This window comes from Clostridium aceticum (genome assembly GCF_001042715.1).
GTDB classification, from domain to species: Bacteria; Bacillota; Clostridia; order Peptostreptococcales; family Natronincolaceae; genus Andreesenella; species Andreesenella acetica.
On sequence record NZ_CP009687.1, the window covers coordinates 2,120,724 to 2,137,779 of the forward strand.

The following is a 17,056-nucleotide window of genomic DNA, read 5'->3' on the forward strand; positions in this document are numbered from 1 at the left end:
AATAGGTACTTAAATAACTATATAAATCTTGTTAGGAATTTACTTCCCTTGTATATTTACATTCCTTATTGGTACACATAATTTTCTCACTCTTTTTATTGATCTTATGGGTGAGCAGACTATTACAATCTGGACACTTTTCATTGATAGGCCTACTCCATGAAACAAATCTGCATTTAGGGAACTCGCTACAACCATAAAAAGTTCTTCCTTTTTTTGATTTTCGTTCTATGATTTCCCCATCTTCACATTTTGGACATTTAACCCCTATCTTATGAACAATAGGTTTAGTAAATGTACAGTCTGGATAGTTAGAACAAGCTAAAAACTTCCCATAGCGGCCATACTTTATCAGCATTTTAGCATTACAAGCATCACAATCTTCATCACTTTCTTCTACCAAATCAATTTCTTCAATACCTTCGTCTGCCTTAATCAACATTTTTTCAAAGAAAACATAAAAGTTCTTGATCAACTGACGCCAATCTTCTTTTCCTTCTTCAATATTATCGAGACTTTTTTCAAAATCTGCCGTAAAGTTAATATCAATAATATCTGTAAAGTATTCTTCAAGAATCTCAGTAACCAGTGCACCTAATTCTGTTAGTACCAGATGTTTTCCTTCCTTTTCTACATAACCCCTAGAAAGAATCGTACTTATAGTAGGGGAGTAGGTGCTAGGACGTCCAATCCCTAATTCCTCCATCGTTTTTACTAAAGAAGCTTCTGTATATCTTGGCGGAGGCTGCGTAAAGTGTTGGTTAGGAATAATATTAAGGATATTTATTACATCCCCTACTTTTAATAGGGGTAAGTTCAATTCTTCTGAAACTGAGGCAAAGGAATATACCCTTAAAAATCCATCAAAGTTTAATCTAGAACCAGTAACTTTAAAGGTCACATTCTCCACCTTTAATTCAATACTTAAAGTATCGTAAACTGCTGCTGTCATCTGGCTGGATAAAAATCTCTCCCAAATCAACTTGTATAGTTTATACTGATCCTTAGACAAAGAAGCCCTGATGCTATCTGGATGTCTATTGACATCTGTAGGACGGATAGCCTCGTGGGCATCCTGTATCTCTTGATTTTTTTTCCCAGCTGTTTTAGGAGCTTGATTTAAGTACTTTTCACCTAAATCATCTAATATATATTGCTGTGCACCTTTTGTAGCCTCTTCCGATAATCTAGTAGAATCGGTACGAATGTAGGTAATTAATCCAACAGTACCTTCCTTTTCAAGGTCGATCCCTTCATACAACTGCTGTGCAATAGACATGGTCTTCTTTGTAGAAAATCCCATCTTATTAGAGGCTTCCTGCTGTAAAGTACTGGTGGTAAAGGGGAGATTTGGGTTCCTTTTTTTAGTACTTTCCTTTACTACCGTTACTGTCAAGTCTTTATTTTCTATTAAAGTAATAATTCTATTTACTTCATCTTGAGACTTAATATCTTTATTCCCTAAATCATCGCTGGCAAACTTTACTTCAAACTTTTCTTTTTGACTTGTTTGTACTTTAAGAACTAAGCTCCAATATTCTTCTGGAATAAAGCTCTTAATTTCTTCTTCTCTGTCTTTGATGATTTTTGTCGCCACCGATTGAACTCTACCAGCACTTAGACCTTTACGCATTTTCCTCCAGAGAAGAGGACTAATCTTATAACCTACTAAACGGTCCAAAACTCTCCTAGCCTGCTGTGCATCCACTAGACTCTTATCAATCACTCTAGGTTTTTTTATAGCATTTTTTACAGCATTTTTAGTAATTTCATTAAACTCAATTCTACAAGGAATGTCTTCTTGAATATTTAGTGCATTGGACAAATGCCAAGAAATTGCTTCTCCTTCTCGGTCAGGGTCTGTTGCTAAATATATTTTTTTAGCTTTTTTTGCCTCTGCCTTGATTTCTTTTAAAACTGGACCTTTACCTCTTATCGTGATGTATTGAGGATTAAAGTTATTCTCTATATCGATACCTAGCTTACTTTTCGGTAAATCTATAATATGGCCAACAGAAGCCTTAACCACATAATTGTTCCCTAGAAACTTTTTAATTGTTTTTGCTTTTGCAGGTGACTCTACAATTACCAATGACTTTGTCAATCACCTCACCTCCAGTGCATCTTTGTTTTTGGAATAATTCGACAAAATTAATTCAATCCATTATATCAATTTATTTATTAGCTGTAAATGTTTTTCCCGGCAACTGACATATAAAACCCTTTAATTCTAAGATTGTTAATATAGTATTAAGCTGTGAAATACTTATACCACTCTTATAAGCTATCCTATCTATATGAAGGGGTTCTTCTTTGATCATCTGAAATATGTTCATTTCTTCGTTACTCAACACTTCCTGTAACTCCTGTTTTTTCCTAAGGTTTGTTAAAGTATAGTTACATTTAATTTCTTCTATAATATCCTCTATCCCTAATAAAATCTTAGCTCCTTCTTTTATTAGCTTGTTTGTTCCTTTACTCTGATTATTGTTAATATTGCCTGGTAAGGCATATACATCCTTTCCTTGCTGAAGAGCATGATCTACTGTGATTAGGGTGCCACTTTTTTCCCCCGCTTCAATCACAACTACCCCATCGGAAAGCCCGCTGATGATTCGATTTCTTGCAGGAAAATGATGTTTTAGTGGTTGTACTTTAGGACCATACTCCGATAAGATGCAACCCTCCTCCTCCATTTTTTTGTATAAGTGATAATTGGATTGGGGGTAACATTGATCGATTCCACACCCTAACACGCCAACAGTATAGCCTTTTTCTTGTAGTGTTCCTTTGTGTCCTTCTGCATCGATTCCTAAAGCTAACCCACTAACGGTACCTACACCCCACTCTGCCAACTCCACAGCAAACTTCTTAGCAGCCCATCTGCCATAAGCAGTTGACTTTCTAGCCCCTACAATTGCAATAAGTGGTTTATCAAAGTTTTTCTTTCCTTTCATATATATTACATAAGGGAGATTATATATACATTTTAATTTTTTAGGATAATCCTTATCTAAAATAGTTATCACCTCAAAATCACTGTGCTCTACTCCCTCTATCAACTTTTGTAAAAACTGCTCATTTCTAGTTTTCAACATTTTTTTTGCTATTATACGGTGATTGTTCATCGCTTGATATAAATTTTCTTCCTTTGCATACCAAAGTTCTTCAAGACTGCCAAAATAGTTGATTAGGGTTGATACCATTTCATAAGTAATGCTGCCCAAGAAGTTAAGCCATATCAGTAGATTTCTCTCATTGATCATACTTTACCTCCACGCCATATTGGTAATTTTTCTATATTGAAGAGCCTCTGCCAGATGATGTTCTTTTATTTCATCGCTTTCTTCTAAATCTGCAATCGTTCTAGTAATTTTTATCATTCTAGTATAGGCTCTAGCGCTTAAACCCATTTTATCAAAAGCATAATTAAGCAAACTTTGTGATGAATCATCTAACTGACAGTACTTTCTGATGGCTGAGGCTGTTAACTCACTATTGAAGTTAAACTTTGCATTTTTATATCTTTCTAGTTGTCTTTGACGAGCCTTTTCTACTCTTTCTCTAATCTCTTTAGAAGTTTCCGTTTTTTTACTGCTGGTTAAATCCTTATAGGAAACCCTATTGGTTTCTACAATAATATCTAGTCTATCAAGTAGAGGACCTGATACTTTTGCAACATATCTGCGTATTTGCTGCGGACTACAGGTGCACTGATGTTGTGGAGTATCTGTTCCATAGTATCCACAAGGACAAGGGTTCATAGCACAGACTAACATAAATTTCGCTGGATAAGTGAAGGTACCACTGGCTCTAGATATAGTAATACATCCCTCCTCCAATGGCTGCCTTAGAACCTCTAGCACATTTTTATTAAACTCAGGCAATTCATCTAAAAAAAGCACACCATAATGACTCAATGATACCTCTCCTGGCTTGGGGATTCGTCCACCCCCTGTGAGTGCAACCATTGAAGCAGTATGATGAGGCCCTCTAAAGGGTCTCTGTGTTACTAGCCCCTGTTTTGATACTAGCAGCCCAGCAACACTATAGATTTTTGTTATTTCCATCGCCTCTTCAAAAGTAAGCTTCGGTAGTATAGAAGGCAACGCTGCTGCCGCCATAGTTTTCCCAGAACCTGGAGGGCCAATCATTAAAAGATTATGTCCTCCAGCTGATACGATCTCCAAACCACGTTTCAAGCTTTCCTGTCCTTTTAAATCTTTAAAATCTTGATAAAAATCCTGCTGCTGCCAGTCATGCAAAATCGTCCCCATAAAAGCTTCCAGCTGAATCTCATGATTAATGAAATCTACTAGTTGTTTTAATGAATCTACTGCAATACATTTTATACCTTCTACGAGTTTAGCCTCTTCAATATTTCCAGATGGTAATATTACCCTAGTAAAACCCTTTTTATACATTTCCAACAGCATCGGCAAAACACCATTTACAGGATTAACCTGTCCATCTAAAGACAACTCGCCTAATACTACAGCCTCTGAAAAGTCCTTCAAATCTATTTGCCCTGAAGCCGCTAATATGCCTAGAGCAATAGGTAGATCAAAATGTGTTCCTTCTTTTTTTGTATCTGCTGGAGACAGATTTACAGTGATTCTTTTTAAAGGAAAATCCAGCTGGCTATTATTTATAGCTGCTCTAACCCTTTCCTTTGATTCCCTCAGGGCAAGATCCGGAAGCCCCACGATATTCATCACTGGTAACCCATTGGCTAAATCTACCTGCACCTCAATATCCGCAACTAAAAGGCCATAAATACAACAGGTTTTAACTTTTGCAAGCATCTTACTAACACTTCCCATCAAAACAAATTGGTATTAGTAAGATATTCTATATATAGAAATTTTTTCCTTTATATATTTTGCATTATTCTAAAATTAGTTTTTTAAAAAGCATTTTCAATGTGATTTACTTCGTATTGACCTTTATTATTATTCCATTGAACCTCTATCACATCAAAACGAAACCCCATATTTTTAATTTTTTTATACTGTATATATTGTTCCGCTAATCTTATTAATGTAGTTTGTTTTTTATAATGAACAGCCTCTCTAGGCAGACCAAATGTCATCGTATTCCTAGTTTTCACCTCTACAAATACAACAATATCATTACGCTGTACAATAAGATCTACTTCACCTAACTTTGTTCTATAATTACTATCCAATATAAAATATCCTTGGTCTATTAAATATTTTTTGCTTAATTGTTCCCCGTAGCGGCCTGTTTTTTTCCTCATAGCAGCCTCTCCCCAATTTAAAGCAATATTTTTTTTAAAAAACTCCTTCTATGCATATCTGTAGCTCCGTATTTCATAAGAGCTTCCCTATGAACTTTCGTTCCATAACCCTTATGCTGGTCAATGCCATAGGCAGGATATTTCTTATGCCAATCCATACATAGCTGATCTCTTGTGACTTTAGCCACGATGGAAGCTGCAGCAATTCCGTGAACTAAATCATCGCCTTTGATAATAGGCTTCTGAGGAATATTGATGTCGATTTCTTCAGCATCAATAAGCATGTAATCAGGAGTTACTACATTGCCCTTCTTATCCTTTAAGTTTAGCATAGCCTCCTTCATAGCTAGTCTAGTGGCATTTTTTATGTTAATTTTATCTATTATCTCTGGTGGAACAATGCCTATGCCTATCGCTAAAGCATTTTCTGAAATAATAATATACATCGCCTCTCGCTTTTTAGGAGATAGTTTTTTAGAATCTTTTACACCCTCTAACCTAAGACCCTTTGGAAAAATAACTGCTGCTGCTAATACCGAGCCAAATAAACATCCTCTTCCAACTTCATCGCAGCAGGCTATTTTCTCATAACCTTCATTCCATATACTATTCTCAATTTCTAATTCCATTTTACTATCTATCCCCCTTACTTGCTTTATGGCTATATTGGTTCTTCTAAAGAAATTTTACCAATTCTTCCTGCACGAAATTCATCCAACACCATATTCGCAGTTCTAGAATAATCTATTTCTCCGCCACTGATAATACAGCCGCGGTTTTTAGCGATCCTGTCCATTACCTCTATCGGTAAGGCTAATGTTTCTTCCAATTTATATCTTTCTATTAACTTTTCTTTTTCTTTGACCCATAGTCTTTCTATTAGTTTTAAGGCTAAGGTTTCCGTATCCATAATTTCATCTTTAATTGCTCCAGTAAAAGCCAAATTAAGAGCAACTTCCTCATCTTCAAATTTAGGCCATAGTATTCCAGGAGTATCTAGAAGTTCCATGTTACCCCTTAGTCTAATCCATTGCTTCCCTTTTGTAACCCCTGGTCGATCTCCTGTTTTAGCACTCTTCTTTCCTGCTAATCTATTGATAATAGAGGATTTTCCTACGTTAGGAATCCCTACGATCATAATTCGTATAGCTCTACTTTTACGTCCCTTCAGCTTTAAAGCCTCCATTTTTTCCTTCACAACATTTTCAGCTTCTATAGTAACTTCTCTTATTCCTTTTCCTTCGATGACATTCATAGGAATTGCTTTTAAACCTTTAGATTTATAAGCATCTATCCATCTTTTAGTAACAGCATCATTTGAAAGGTCAGACTTGTTTAAAACAACTACTTTAGGTTTATTGCCAATGATTTCGTCTATAATAGGATTTTTACTACTTAAAGGAATTCTTGCATCTAATAGTTCAAATACCACATCTACTAGTTTTAACTGTTCCTTTAGCAGCTCCCTAGTCTTCTTCATATGACCAGGATACCAATTGATATTCATTTTATCTCTCCTTTTAAAATCAGTGAAGAATTAGCGGTTTTGAGTTAGTGTATGTATTTTTCTTATGTTATATTATTTCTCATTTATTATTATGTAAAATAAAGGGACTGTAAACAGTCCCTTTTTTTCTAGTACTTTTTCTTTTCTTTAATCTTAAAGGCAGCTTTACCAATTCTGTCTCTTAAGTAGAACAGCTTAGCTCTTCTTACTTTACCATGCTTGATTACTTCAATCTTTTCAATCTTAGGAGAGTGTACTGGGAAAGTTCTTTCTACACCAACACCGTAAGAAATTCTTCTCACAGTAAAGGTTTCTGCAACGCTTCCACCTTGCTTTTTGATAACAATTCCTTCAAAAACCTGGACTCTTTCTCTGTTACCCTCTTTGATTCTTACATGCACTTTTACTGTATCACCAGTATTAAAATCTACTACTTCGCTTTTTAATTGCTCTTTTTCTATTGCTCTGATTAAATCCATAGTTGTACCTCCTTCCTTCCTAGACGTTCATATGATTTGCATAGAGGACCGTCCGTACTAACCTTGACAATTATATCATAACTAATATAATAGTTCAATAGTTACTAACAATGATTTTTAAAAGCATTTATATTTTTTTTATCTTCTTCAGTAAGTTCAGCTTTTTCTATTAAATCAGGTCTTCTATGAAGGGTGATTTCTAGAGATTTTTTTCTTCTCCATTTTTCAATTTCCTTATGATTTCCCGAAAATAGCACTGAAGGTACTGTTAAACCCCTAAAATTTTGAGGCCGAGTATAATGAGGATACTCCAACAGTCCTGAATAAAATGACTCTTCTTGAAAACTTTCCTGCTGTCCTAAAACCCCCGGGATCAACCTAGCAATGGTGTCGATTATAACAGCCACTGGTAGTTCTCCGCCGGTTAACACAAAATCCCCAATAGAAATTTCATCCGTTATCAGTTCATCAATCACTCTCTGATCAACGCCTTCATAGTGACCACAAATGAAAACCAATTCTTTTTCCTTTGCCATTTCTATGGCCATTTCCTGATGAAAGGTTTTTCCCTTTGGAGAACAGTAAATTGTTCTAGGTTTTGAAGAACTATGTAGGGTTTTTATGGTACTCTCGTAACAATCAAATATAGGTTGGGGTGTCATCACCATGCCAGCACCCCCACCGTAAGGGTAATCATCTACCTTTTTATGTTTGCTATCGGTAAAGTCTCTTATATTAATATACTCTATGTCTAGCAAGCCTTTTTCCTGTGCATTTTTTATAATACTTACATTCAAAGGACCTTGAAACATTTCAGGAAATAACGTTAATACTTTTATAATCATTCTATCATTCCCTCAATTGGAGTAACGATGATTTTACCCTTCTCTAAAGAAATTTCCGGCATAAATTCCTTCACAGCAGGAATCATTACTTCTTTACCATTTTCATCCTTGATGATATACACCTCATTAGAGCCTGCTTGCAATACCTGAACCACTTTTCCTAAGTAATCACCACTTAGGGTGTATACCTCTAATCCAACAATATCTGCGATATAATAAGTATCCTCTGGTAAATCTCTCTTTTGACTTTCATTGATAAGCAGATACTTTCCTTTAAACTTTTCTACTTGATTAATATCTTCATAGTTCTTAAAGGATAATAGGATATCTTTTGGCCGGTATTTTACTTTGTCAATATAAAACTTTTCTTCATAGCCTTCTATGTAGACCCATTTTAGCTCCTCAAATCGTTCATCATAATCTGTCAAAGAAAATATTTTCATTTCACCCTTTAGTCCATGGGTATTTAATATTTTACCAACTTTTAAATATTTCATAAGCTTACACCCTTTAAGTTAATATAACATTAGTATTGACTTAAAAAACATTTCTTAAAACTAGTGTAAAGAGTAAATTTGAACAAGGATTAGGTCTACCTAATCCTTGTGGGTTAAATAATTTCTACGATAACTCTTTTGTTGTCTTTAGTAGCAGCAGCTTTAACCACTGTTCTAATGGCCTTTGCAATTCTTCCCTGCTTACCAATGACTTTTCCCATATCTTCTGGGGCTACTTTAAGTTCTACAATAATTGATTGGTTACCTTCTACCTCTGTAACAGTAACTTCTTCTGGATGATCTACTAGTGCCTTAGCAATTATCTCCACTAATTGACCCATGTGTATACCCCCTAGTTTAAAGGTTATTATTCAATAATCCCATTCTTTTTGAATAAGTCCTTCACAGTGTCAGTTGGTTGTGCACCATCATTTAACCACTTTGTTGCTTTATCATTATCTATTCTAAATTCCTTTGGTTGAGAAACTGGATTATAGAATCCTATTTCTTCAATAAATCTACCATCCCTAGGAGCTCTAGCATCAGCAACTACGATTCTGTAAAAAGGCTTTTTCTTAGAACCCATTCTTTTAAGTCTGATTTTTACTGCCATTTTTTCACCTCCTTTAAATATTCAACTACTTATTTTCCAAAGAAAGGAAATTTGAATTTCCCTCCTTTTTTTGCGGACTTTTCCATATCAGTAAACTGCTTCATCATTTTTCTAGTTTGCTCAAACTGCTTCATTAAGCGATTTACCTGCTGTACTGTGGTGCCACTACCAAGAGCAATTCTTTTTCTTCTACTACCATTAATCATAGATGGGTTAATTCTTTCTTCCTTTGTCATAGATTGGATAATGGCTTGTATATGCAACAATTCTTTTTCATCTACTTCAAGATTTTTCAATTGCTTACCGCCAACGCCTGGAATCATCTCTAAAATCTGACTCAAGGGACCCATGTTTTTCATCTGTTGTAACTGTTCTAGAAAATCTTCAAAGGTAAATTGTTGGGTCTTAATTTTATTGTGTAAGTCCCTTGCCTTTTCTGCATCAAAGGAAGCTTGAGCTTTTTCTATAAGACTCAAAACATCCCCCATGCCCAAGATCCTAGAGGCCATTCTATCAGGATAAAAGGGTTCTAAATCCTCAAGTTTTTCTCCTAGTCCAACAAATTTTATAGGTTTGTGGGTAACAGACCTAACAGATAAAGCAGCACCACCTCGGGTATCGCCATCCAGCTTTGTCAAAATTACACCATCTATTCCTAACTTGCCATTAAATTCTTCAGCAACATTTACAGCATCTTGGCCAGTCATAGAGTCTACTACCAGTAAAATCTCATGAGGTTTGATAGTTGATTTTACATTTTGTAATTCTTCCATTAGTTCTTCATTAATATGGAGTCTACCAGCGGTATCGATGATGATAACATCATTGCCATGGTTCACACCATGCTCTAAACCTGCCTTTGCAATATCTACAGGACTCACCTTGTCTCCCATCGTAAATACAGGAACTTCTACTTGACCTCCAACTACCTGTAACTGTTTAATAGCCGCTGGTCTATAGATATCTCCCGCTATCAACAATGGTCTTTTTCCTTGTTTTTTTAGCAATCCTGCTAATTTACCACAAGTGGTTGTTTTACCCGCACCCTGCAATCCTACCAACATAATTACTGTTGGCGGTTTAGAAGCAAAGGTGAGTTTACTTTGAGTTTGTCCCATCAGTTCCGTTAACTCTTCGTTAACAATCTTTATAATCTGTTGTCCCGGTGTAAGACTTTCTAAAACTTCTGCGCCTATAGCTCTTTCCTTTACTTTTTGCACGAAATCCTTCACAACTTTAAAGTTTACATCTGCCTCTAAAAGAGCTAATTTCACTTCTCTCATAGCATCCGATACATCTTTTTCTGTAAGCTTCCCTTTACTCTTTAACTTTTTAAAGGTATTCTGAAGCTTCTCTGCTAATCCTTCAAAAACCATTTTTTTCACCTACCTTGGGGACTCAGTTATTTAACAATTCACCAAATAACAATTTTATAGCACTCACTTCTTCTTTTAACTCTTCTGTCGATGCACTGGCATCAATTTTCTTTTCTAAGGCAAATACTTTTTCTTGAATTTTTTCTATATTGATCATTTTAGAATGAAATAAATGAAGGAGTTTTAATTTTTCCTCATAATCATAAAGGATTTTTTCTGTTCTTTTAATCGTATCATAAACTGCCTGCCTTGATACATGGAGATCCTCAGCTATTTCTCCCAAGGATAGATCCTGATTATAGTACAGGTCGATCATATCTCTTTGTTTTTCTGTAAGAAGTTGACTGTAAAAATCATAAAGCATAGATATTTCTAGTTTTTTTTCTATCATCACAGCTCACCTCATACCTTTAATGTAAAGTATATTTGCTTTACATTAGGATTTTATACTAAATTACGCCAGCTGTCAAGTATTTTTTATTGACATTTTTTTTACTCTTCTCCAAACAATGCCTTCACAAAGGTTTCAGAAGAAAACTCCTGTAGATCCTCCATTTTTTCTCCTACACCTATTAGCTTTACAGGAATGTCTAGTTCCTTACTAATAGCAATAACAATGCCTCCCTTTGCAGTACCATCCAGCTTTGTTAAAACCAAGCCAGAAATATTTGCTACTTCCTTGAAGGTTTTAGCTTGCTGTATAGCATTTTGTCCTGTAGTAGCATCCAGCACCAATAGCACTTCCTTCGTTGCTTGCGGAAATTCTCTTTCTACTACTTTAAATACTTTACCTAACTCATTCATAAGATTCTTTTTATTATGAAGGCGTCCAGCAGTATCACATATTAATACATCTACATTTCTAGCCCTAGCAGCTTGGATGGCGTCGTAGATAACAGCAGCAGGATCTGAACCCTCTTGATGTTTAATTACATCTACACCTACTCTATCCCCCCATATTTTCAACTGATCAATGGCAGCAGCCCTAAAAGTGTCCCCCGCTGCCAATAGCACCTTTTTTCCCTCACCTTTTAGCTTATGAGCAATCTTACCAATAGATGTGGTTTTTCCAACACCATTTACCCCTACCACTAGGATAATCGAAGGGGTAGGCTCAATATTCAAATCACTTGAAGCCAATCGATCTAAAATCTCCCCCAGCTTTTCTTGTAATAGCTTTTTAATATCCTGAGGATCAGTAATTTTTCGTTCTTTAACAGTATCTCTTAACTCATCAATTACTTCCATTGTTGTATTTACACCAAGATCTGCTGTAATAAGTATCTCTTCTAGCTCTTCAAAGAGTTCTTCATCTATTTTTTGATAAGATTTAATCAATACATCAATCTTATCAGTAATGCCTTTTTTCGTTTTTGATAGCCCCTCTTTAAGCCTTGCAAATAGACTAACCTTCTCTACTACCTCTTCTATTTCTTCTTCTATTTCTCCTTCTATTTCTTCTTCTATTTCTTCTTCTATTTCTTCTTCTATTTCCTCTTCTATTTCTTCTTCTATTTCCTCTTCTATTTCTTCTTCTATTTCTTCTTCTATTTCTTCTTCTATTTCTTCTTCTATTTCTTCTTCTATTTCTTCTTCTATTTCTTCTTCTATTTCTTCTTCTATTTCTTCTTCTATTTCTTCTTCTATTTCTTCTATTTCTTCTTCTATTTCTTCTTCTATTTCTTCTTCTATTTCTTCTTTTATTTCTTCCACTTCATCGGTCTTGTTGAGTAGCTTATTCCATAGTTTTTTAAACATAAAAATTCCTCCTAACTAGCTATTTCCTTTTTAATTTCATCTGTTAGTTTTACAGAAACGATTTTAGATATGCCTTCTTCCTCCATCGTAACCCCATACAGTGCACCTGCATTTTCCATAGTACCCTTTCTATGAGTTACAACAATAAACTGGGTATGATGGGAAAGGTCCTGTAAAAACTTTGCAAATCTGTTGACGTTGGCATCATCCAGTGCTGCTTCTATTTCATCCAACACACAAAAGGGAGTGGGTTTCACCAACAATATGCCAAATAGCAATGCTATCGCTGTCAAAGCCCTCTCGCCTCCAGATAGTAGAGACAAACTTTGAAGCTTTTTTCCCGGGGGTTGTGCAATGATTTCAATACCACAGTTCAATAAATCCTTATCCTCTTGCAAGATCAACTCTGCCTTACCTCCACCAAAGAGCTTAACAAATACCTCGTTAAAGTTTTTCTTAATCTTATTAAACTCTTCTAAAAACTGCTTCTGCATGGTATCTTCCATATCTTTGATGACTTTTACTAATGCTTCCCTCGCTTTTTGTAGATCATCTTTTTGCTGTCCTAAAAATTCATGTCTTTCTTTTACATCTTCATAGGCTTCAATAGCTTGAAGGTTAATAGGTCCTAGTTCCTTTATTTCATCCTTTAACATTTTGATCTCTTTTGTAATATTAAGATGCTCTGAAATTTCTTGCTTTATTTCCTTTGCATTGATATAAGTTAGCTCATATTCCTCCCATAGCTTATTATAGAAGGTTTGCTGCTGCATTTCCAACCTAGTAGACTTCATATCTAGTTTATAGACACTCTCATTTAAGTCTGTTATTACCGCTTCAATTTGACTTACTGTTTCTCTTCCCTGGTCCTGCACCTCTAATAAATTTTGTTTATCATTTTTTAATTCTTCTAGCTTTTTTTGAAGTATTTCTAGGTTTTTTTGTAGTGTTTCTAAATGGATTTTATTTTCATTAAGCTGCTGTTGTAGGTATTGATCCTCCTTAGTATTCTTAGCAATTTCTTCTTCCTTTTCACACAACTGTATTTCATTAAGTTTAAGTGCTGCTTGAATCTTTTCAATGTCTTGTGAGATGGATTTTTTTTGCTCCTTCGTAGAAGCAAGACTAATTTTAATCTTAGTAATTTCATTATTTAACATTTCTCTTTGTTGCTTTTCCTTTAGTAACTCCTTCTCTCCATCCTGCAATGTATGTTTTGTATGGGAAATTTTCTCCTCCATTTCGCAAATTTCTTGATGTACTTTAGCATATTGATCTGAAGTAGTTTTTTTAGCAGCTATAAGCTCTGTCGTTTCTCTTTCTATTTGTTTAATAAATCCATCAATTTGTTTCCTTTCTTCTTGTGCCTGTTGTACTTTGCTTTTCAATGTTGCCTGTTGTATTTGATCCTCCTGGTGCTCTTTGGATAAAAGTTTTAACCTTTTATCTAGACCCTCAATTATCTCCACACATTCATCATACTTAGTTTGAAGGTCTTTCTCTTCTTTTTTTAACGCTGCAATTGATTCCGTTAATTCCTCTAACTCTCTTTTTCGTCCTAAAATACTATTTCCTCTAAAAGCTGAACTTCCTCCAGTTAAGGCACCACCTACATTCATCACATCTCCGTCTATTGTTACAATCTTAAACCTGTACTGCAGTGCTTTGGCAGCTTCAGTAGCAGTATTTAGATTTGGAACAATCAACACTCTAGATAGCAAGCTAGAAAAAACATTAGTAAAGTCACTATTAAATACTATTCTATCTATAGCAACTTCCACATTGGAAAGTCTTTTTAAAATGCTTAACTCCTCTTGGCTTATATGCTTTTTTTGTATAGAGGTTAATGGCAAAAGAGTAACCCTTCCTAAGTTATGTTTTTTCAAATAACGAATCAGCCTTTTAGCGTCTTCCTCATTTCTTGTAACGATGTTTTGAATCGCTGGACCTAAAGCAGTTTCAACAGCAATCTCATAACCTTTTGATACTTTAAGCAAGTTGGCTACAACGCCATAAATACCTTCTCCCAGTGTCAAATCCTTCTCACAAGCTCGCAAAATGTTTTTGACGCTTTTGTTGTATCCATCGTGACCTTTTTCCATTTCCTCAATGATGCTTTTCTTAGAGCTCTTATGGTTTATTTCACTTTTAATTCTTTCAAGTTCTTTATATGCTAGGCTTTTCTTCTCTTCAAGTTTAGTTTTTTCAGCAGTTCCGTTATTCATTTCTTCATTCCTGTGATTTAAAGCATTTGTAATTTCCCTTAACTTTCCCTCTAATGCATCGGCTTTTTCTTTTCCCTCTTCTTTTTTTCTTTTATAATCAATTTCATCCTGCTCTACTTGTTCTATACGTTGCTGCATTGTATTCATTAGGGTTTTAAAACTATTTTCTTCACTCTTTTTATCTGCAATATCATTTAAAGCATCAATAATATAGGATTTAGAATTCTCCATATCTTCTTCTTTTAATAAACTTAACTGAACTGCTTTTTCATACTCAGAAACCTTTTTCTCCAAATCCTTCTTCATACCCTCAGTCTCTGTGTTCATTTTATTGAATATTTCAAGTTTAGCTTCTAATTCCTCTGTGTTTTTGACTGTATTCCTATGAATTTCTTCTATTTCTCCCTTTAATCGCCCTGTATTTTCAGCTAAATGCACTAACTTTTCTTGATTTAAGTTAATATGCCCCTCCTTCTTACCAACTTCGTTTTGCGTATGATAAAATTCATCCTGATACATCTGAACTTCATCTTCTCTTAAATCTATTTTTTTTTGCACTTCTACTAATTGCGATGTATGAGTGTCCTTTTCTTTTGTTTGAAGGGACAAGGACTTTTTTAACATTTCCACCTGTTGATGGGTTTGTTTCAATTCTATATCTGTTTTATCGATTTCTCTTATAAACAAATTTACTTCCAATTTTAATAGGGCTTCTTTTAATTCCTCATATTTTTTAGCCTTTATACTTTGATTTTTCAAAGGTTCCAACTGATTTTGTAGCTCTTGTAGTATATCTGTAAGTCTTGTTAAGTTATCCTTTGTATTGTCCAGCTTTTTTTGAGCCTCGTGCTTTCGATGCTTGTACTTGACGATTCCAGCTGCCTCCTCAAACAACTGCCTTCGGTCTTCTGATTTACTACTTAATATTTCGTCAATTTTACCTTGACCAATAACAGAGTATCCTTCTTTTCCTATACCTGTATCCATAAACAATTCTCTAATATCTTTTAATCTACATGAGGATTTGTTAAGATAATACTCACTTTCTCCGGAACGATACATTCTCCTTGTAATAGTTACTTCTTCATAGGCTACTGGCAAAGCTTGAGAACTATTGTCTAATGTCAAGGAAACCTCTGCTATACCTAAAGGCTTTCTACTACTGGTACCTGAAAAAATAACATCTTCCATTTTGCTACCTCTTAAAGACTTAACGCTTTGTTCTCCTAAAACCCATTTGATCGCATCGGAAATGTTACTTTTTCCACTACCATTAGGCCCCACTACAGCAGTAACCCCTTCTTCGAAACTCATTTCTGTTTTATTTGCAAAGGACTTAAAGCCATAAACTTCTAATCTTTTTAAGTACAAACAATCTCCCTCCCAAACTTGCCACAAAATAATCATAAAGCTATTTTATCATAAAATATACAGATGACTCTATAAAGATTTAAAGATTTTCATCAAATATTGACAATACTTTTACTTCTCCCTTTGGCATGTCGAGACAATGCTTAATAATGACTTTAGACAAACCATACTTGTTGATCAAATATTTTTTATTAGATTGTTTAAAGCCAGCTACTTTAGAAACAATACTGGAATGACAGTAAATGATTAGACTAGTTCCTGTATCTCTTTCAACGGTTTTAAGCTTCTTCTCTATGATCTCTTTATAAATCTCACCTTCAACAATTTCTCTAAAGGCAGGATGGTATGGTCCCGCCACAATAGCCTTGCCGTCAGCAAGATCTTCAGTACTTTGAAGACCTAAACGAATCACCGGTATATGGTTTTCTTCAAACTGTAATAAAAGGTCTTTGCATATAACCACTGTTTCTTCAAAGGAAAAAGGTGCATACTTTCCTTGGCGATATAAGGTTTCTAAATGAGTGTCTTTAATAACAATGGTAGGATAAATTCTAACAAAATCCGGCTTTAGTGAGAGAATATCTTTAGCAGTTTTTTGTATGCTGTCTCTATCATCCCCCAATAAGCCTACCATCATTTGAAGACCTAGTTTAAATTCATATTTTTTAATTAACCCTGCTGCGTAAAAAACATCTTCTCTTTTATGACCTCTATGGTTTAAATCAAGCACCCTATCGTCAGTAGATTGAACCCCTAGCTCAATAGTACAAACACCATATCTTTTTAGTAAATCCAGTCTCTCTTCATCAATATAGTCAGGCCTTGTGGAAACTCTTATACCGTGAATCCTTCCTAATCTCTTCATTTCAAAAGCTGGTTTTAATAATTGAAGTTGATTTTTTATGGGGATTCCTGTAAAACTTCCACCATAAAAAGCTACTTCTTTGTTTACAGCATCTTTAGGAAACAACTGCAAATAATGATGTATAAGTTGATCAACGTCTTTTTGTGTAACCTCGTCTATCTCTCCAGCGATCCTCTTTTGATTGCAAAAACTACAATCATGAGGACAACCTTGATGTGGAATAAAAATAGGAATAATATAATTTTTTTTTGACATCGTCT

Annotated in this window: 16 protein-coding genes; all 16 read right to left on the reverse strand. The window is 34.8% G+C overall.

Annotation, left to right across the window (positions count from 1 at the left end; all coding sequences use genetic code 11):
* Window positions 1–31: 31 nt before the first annotated feature.
* Window positions 32–2,104: a type I DNA topoisomerase gene (gene topA, locus CACET_RS09990; protein WP_044825956.1), complete on the reverse strand. Its 2,073-nt coding sequence runs from the start codon at window positions 2,102–2,104 to the stop codon at window positions 32–34.
* 70 nt (window positions 2,105–2,174) lie between these two features.
* Window positions 2,175–3,266: a DNA-processing protein DprA gene (dprA, locus tag CACET_RS09995; RefSeq protein ID WP_044825957.1), complete on the reverse strand. Its 1,092-nt coding sequence runs from the start codon at window positions 3,264–3,266 to the stop codon at window positions 2,175–2,177.
* A gap of 3 nt (window positions 3,267–3,269) precedes the next feature.
* Window positions 3,270–4,805, reverse strand: a complete 1,536-nt coding sequence (locus CACET_RS10000; RefSeq protein ID WP_044825958.1) for a YifB family Mg chelatase-like AAA ATPase — start codon at window positions 4,803–4,805, stop codon at window positions 3,270–3,272.
* A gap of 101 nt (window positions 4,806–4,906) precedes the next feature.
* Window positions 4,907–5,260, reverse strand: a complete 354-nt coding sequence (locus tag CACET_RS10005) for a YraN family protein (protein ID WP_044825959.1) — start codon at window positions 5,258–5,260, stop codon at window positions 4,907–4,909.
* A 17-nt stretch (window positions 5,261–5,277) separates the two neighbouring features.
* On the reverse strand, window positions 5,278–5,889 hold the full coding sequence (locus CACET_RS10010) for a ribonuclease HII (protein ID WP_044825960.1): 612 nt from the start codon (window positions 5,887–5,889) through the stop codon (window positions 5,278–5,280).
* A gap of 32 nt (window positions 5,890–5,921) precedes the next feature.
* Complete coding sequence (gene ylqF / locus CACET_RS10015; protein ID WP_044825961.1) at window positions 5,922–6,767, reverse strand: ribosome biogenesis GTPase YlqF; 846 nt, start codon at window positions 6,765–6,767, stop codon at window positions 5,922–5,924.
* Window positions 6,768–6,895: 128 nt separating this feature from the next.
* Window positions 6,896–7,246 (reverse strand): 50S ribosomal protein L19, encoded by a 351-nt coding sequence (rplS, locus tag CACET_RS10020; protein WP_044825962.1) that lies wholly within the window; start codon window positions 7,244–7,246, stop codon window positions 6,896–6,898.
* A gap of 104 nt (window positions 7,247–7,350) precedes the next feature.
* The gene (gene trmD / locus CACET_RS10025) at window positions 7,351–8,091 is read right to left on the reverse strand and encodes a tRNA (guanosine(37)-N1)-methyltransferase TrmD (RefSeq protein WP_044825963.1); all 741 of its coding nucleotides are present in this window, start codon (window positions 8,089–8,091) and stop codon (window positions 7,351–7,353) included.
* Window positions 8,088–8,588 carry a ribosome maturation factor RimM gene (gene rimM / locus CACET_RS10030; protein WP_044825964.1) on the reverse strand — a complete coding sequence of 167 codons (501 nt, stop codon included), beginning with the start codon at window positions 8,586–8,588 and terminating at the stop codon, window positions 8,088–8,090. The genes trmD and rimM overlap by 4 nt, the downstream gene beginning before the upstream one ends.
* Before the next feature lie 113 nt (window positions 8,589–8,701).
* Window positions 8,702–8,929: a KH domain-containing protein gene (locus CACET_RS10035; RefSeq protein ID WP_044825965.1), complete on the reverse strand. Its 228-nt coding sequence runs from the start codon at window positions 8,927–8,929 to the stop codon at window positions 8,702–8,704.
* Window positions 8,930–8,955: 26 nt separating this feature from the next.
* Window positions 8,956–9,201, reverse strand: coding sequence for a 30S ribosomal protein S16 (gene rpsP / locus CACET_RS10040; RefSeq protein ID WP_044825966.1), 246 nt, complete (start codon window positions 9,199–9,201; stop codon window positions 8,956–8,958).
* A 29-nt stretch (window positions 9,202–9,230) separates the two neighbouring features.
* On the reverse strand, window positions 9,231–10,577 hold the full coding sequence (ffh, locus tag CACET_RS10045; protein WP_044825967.1) for a signal recognition particle protein: 1,347 nt from the start codon (window positions 10,575–10,577) through the stop codon (window positions 9,231–9,233).
* Window positions 10,578–10,599: 22 nt separating this feature from the next.
* The gene (ylxM, locus tag CACET_RS10050) at window positions 10,600–10,968 is read right to left on the reverse strand and encodes a YlxM family DNA-binding protein (protein ID WP_044825968.1); all 369 of its coding nucleotides are present in this window, start codon (window positions 10,966–10,968) and stop codon (window positions 10,600–10,602) included.
* 101 nt (window positions 10,969–11,069) lie between these two features.
* Complete coding sequence (gene ftsY, locus CACET_RS10055; RefSeq protein WP_048407536.1) at window positions 11,070–12,335, reverse strand: signal recognition particle-docking protein FtsY; 1,266 nt, start codon at window positions 12,333–12,335, stop codon at window positions 11,070–11,072.
* A gap of 11 nt (window positions 12,336–12,346) precedes the next feature.
* Complete coding sequence (smc, locus tag CACET_RS10060) at window positions 12,347–15,931, reverse strand: chromosome segregation protein SMC (RefSeq protein WP_044825970.1); 3,585 nt, start codon at window positions 15,929–15,931, stop codon at window positions 12,347–12,349.
* Window positions 15,932–16,010: 79 nt separating this feature from the next.
* The gene (locus CACET_RS10065; protein ID WP_044825971.1) at window positions 16,011–17,051 is read right to left on the reverse strand and encodes an elongator complex protein 3; all 1,041 of its coding nucleotides are present in this window, start codon (window positions 17,049–17,051) and stop codon (window positions 16,011–16,013) included.
* Window positions 17,052–17,056 lie beyond the last annotated feature (5 nt).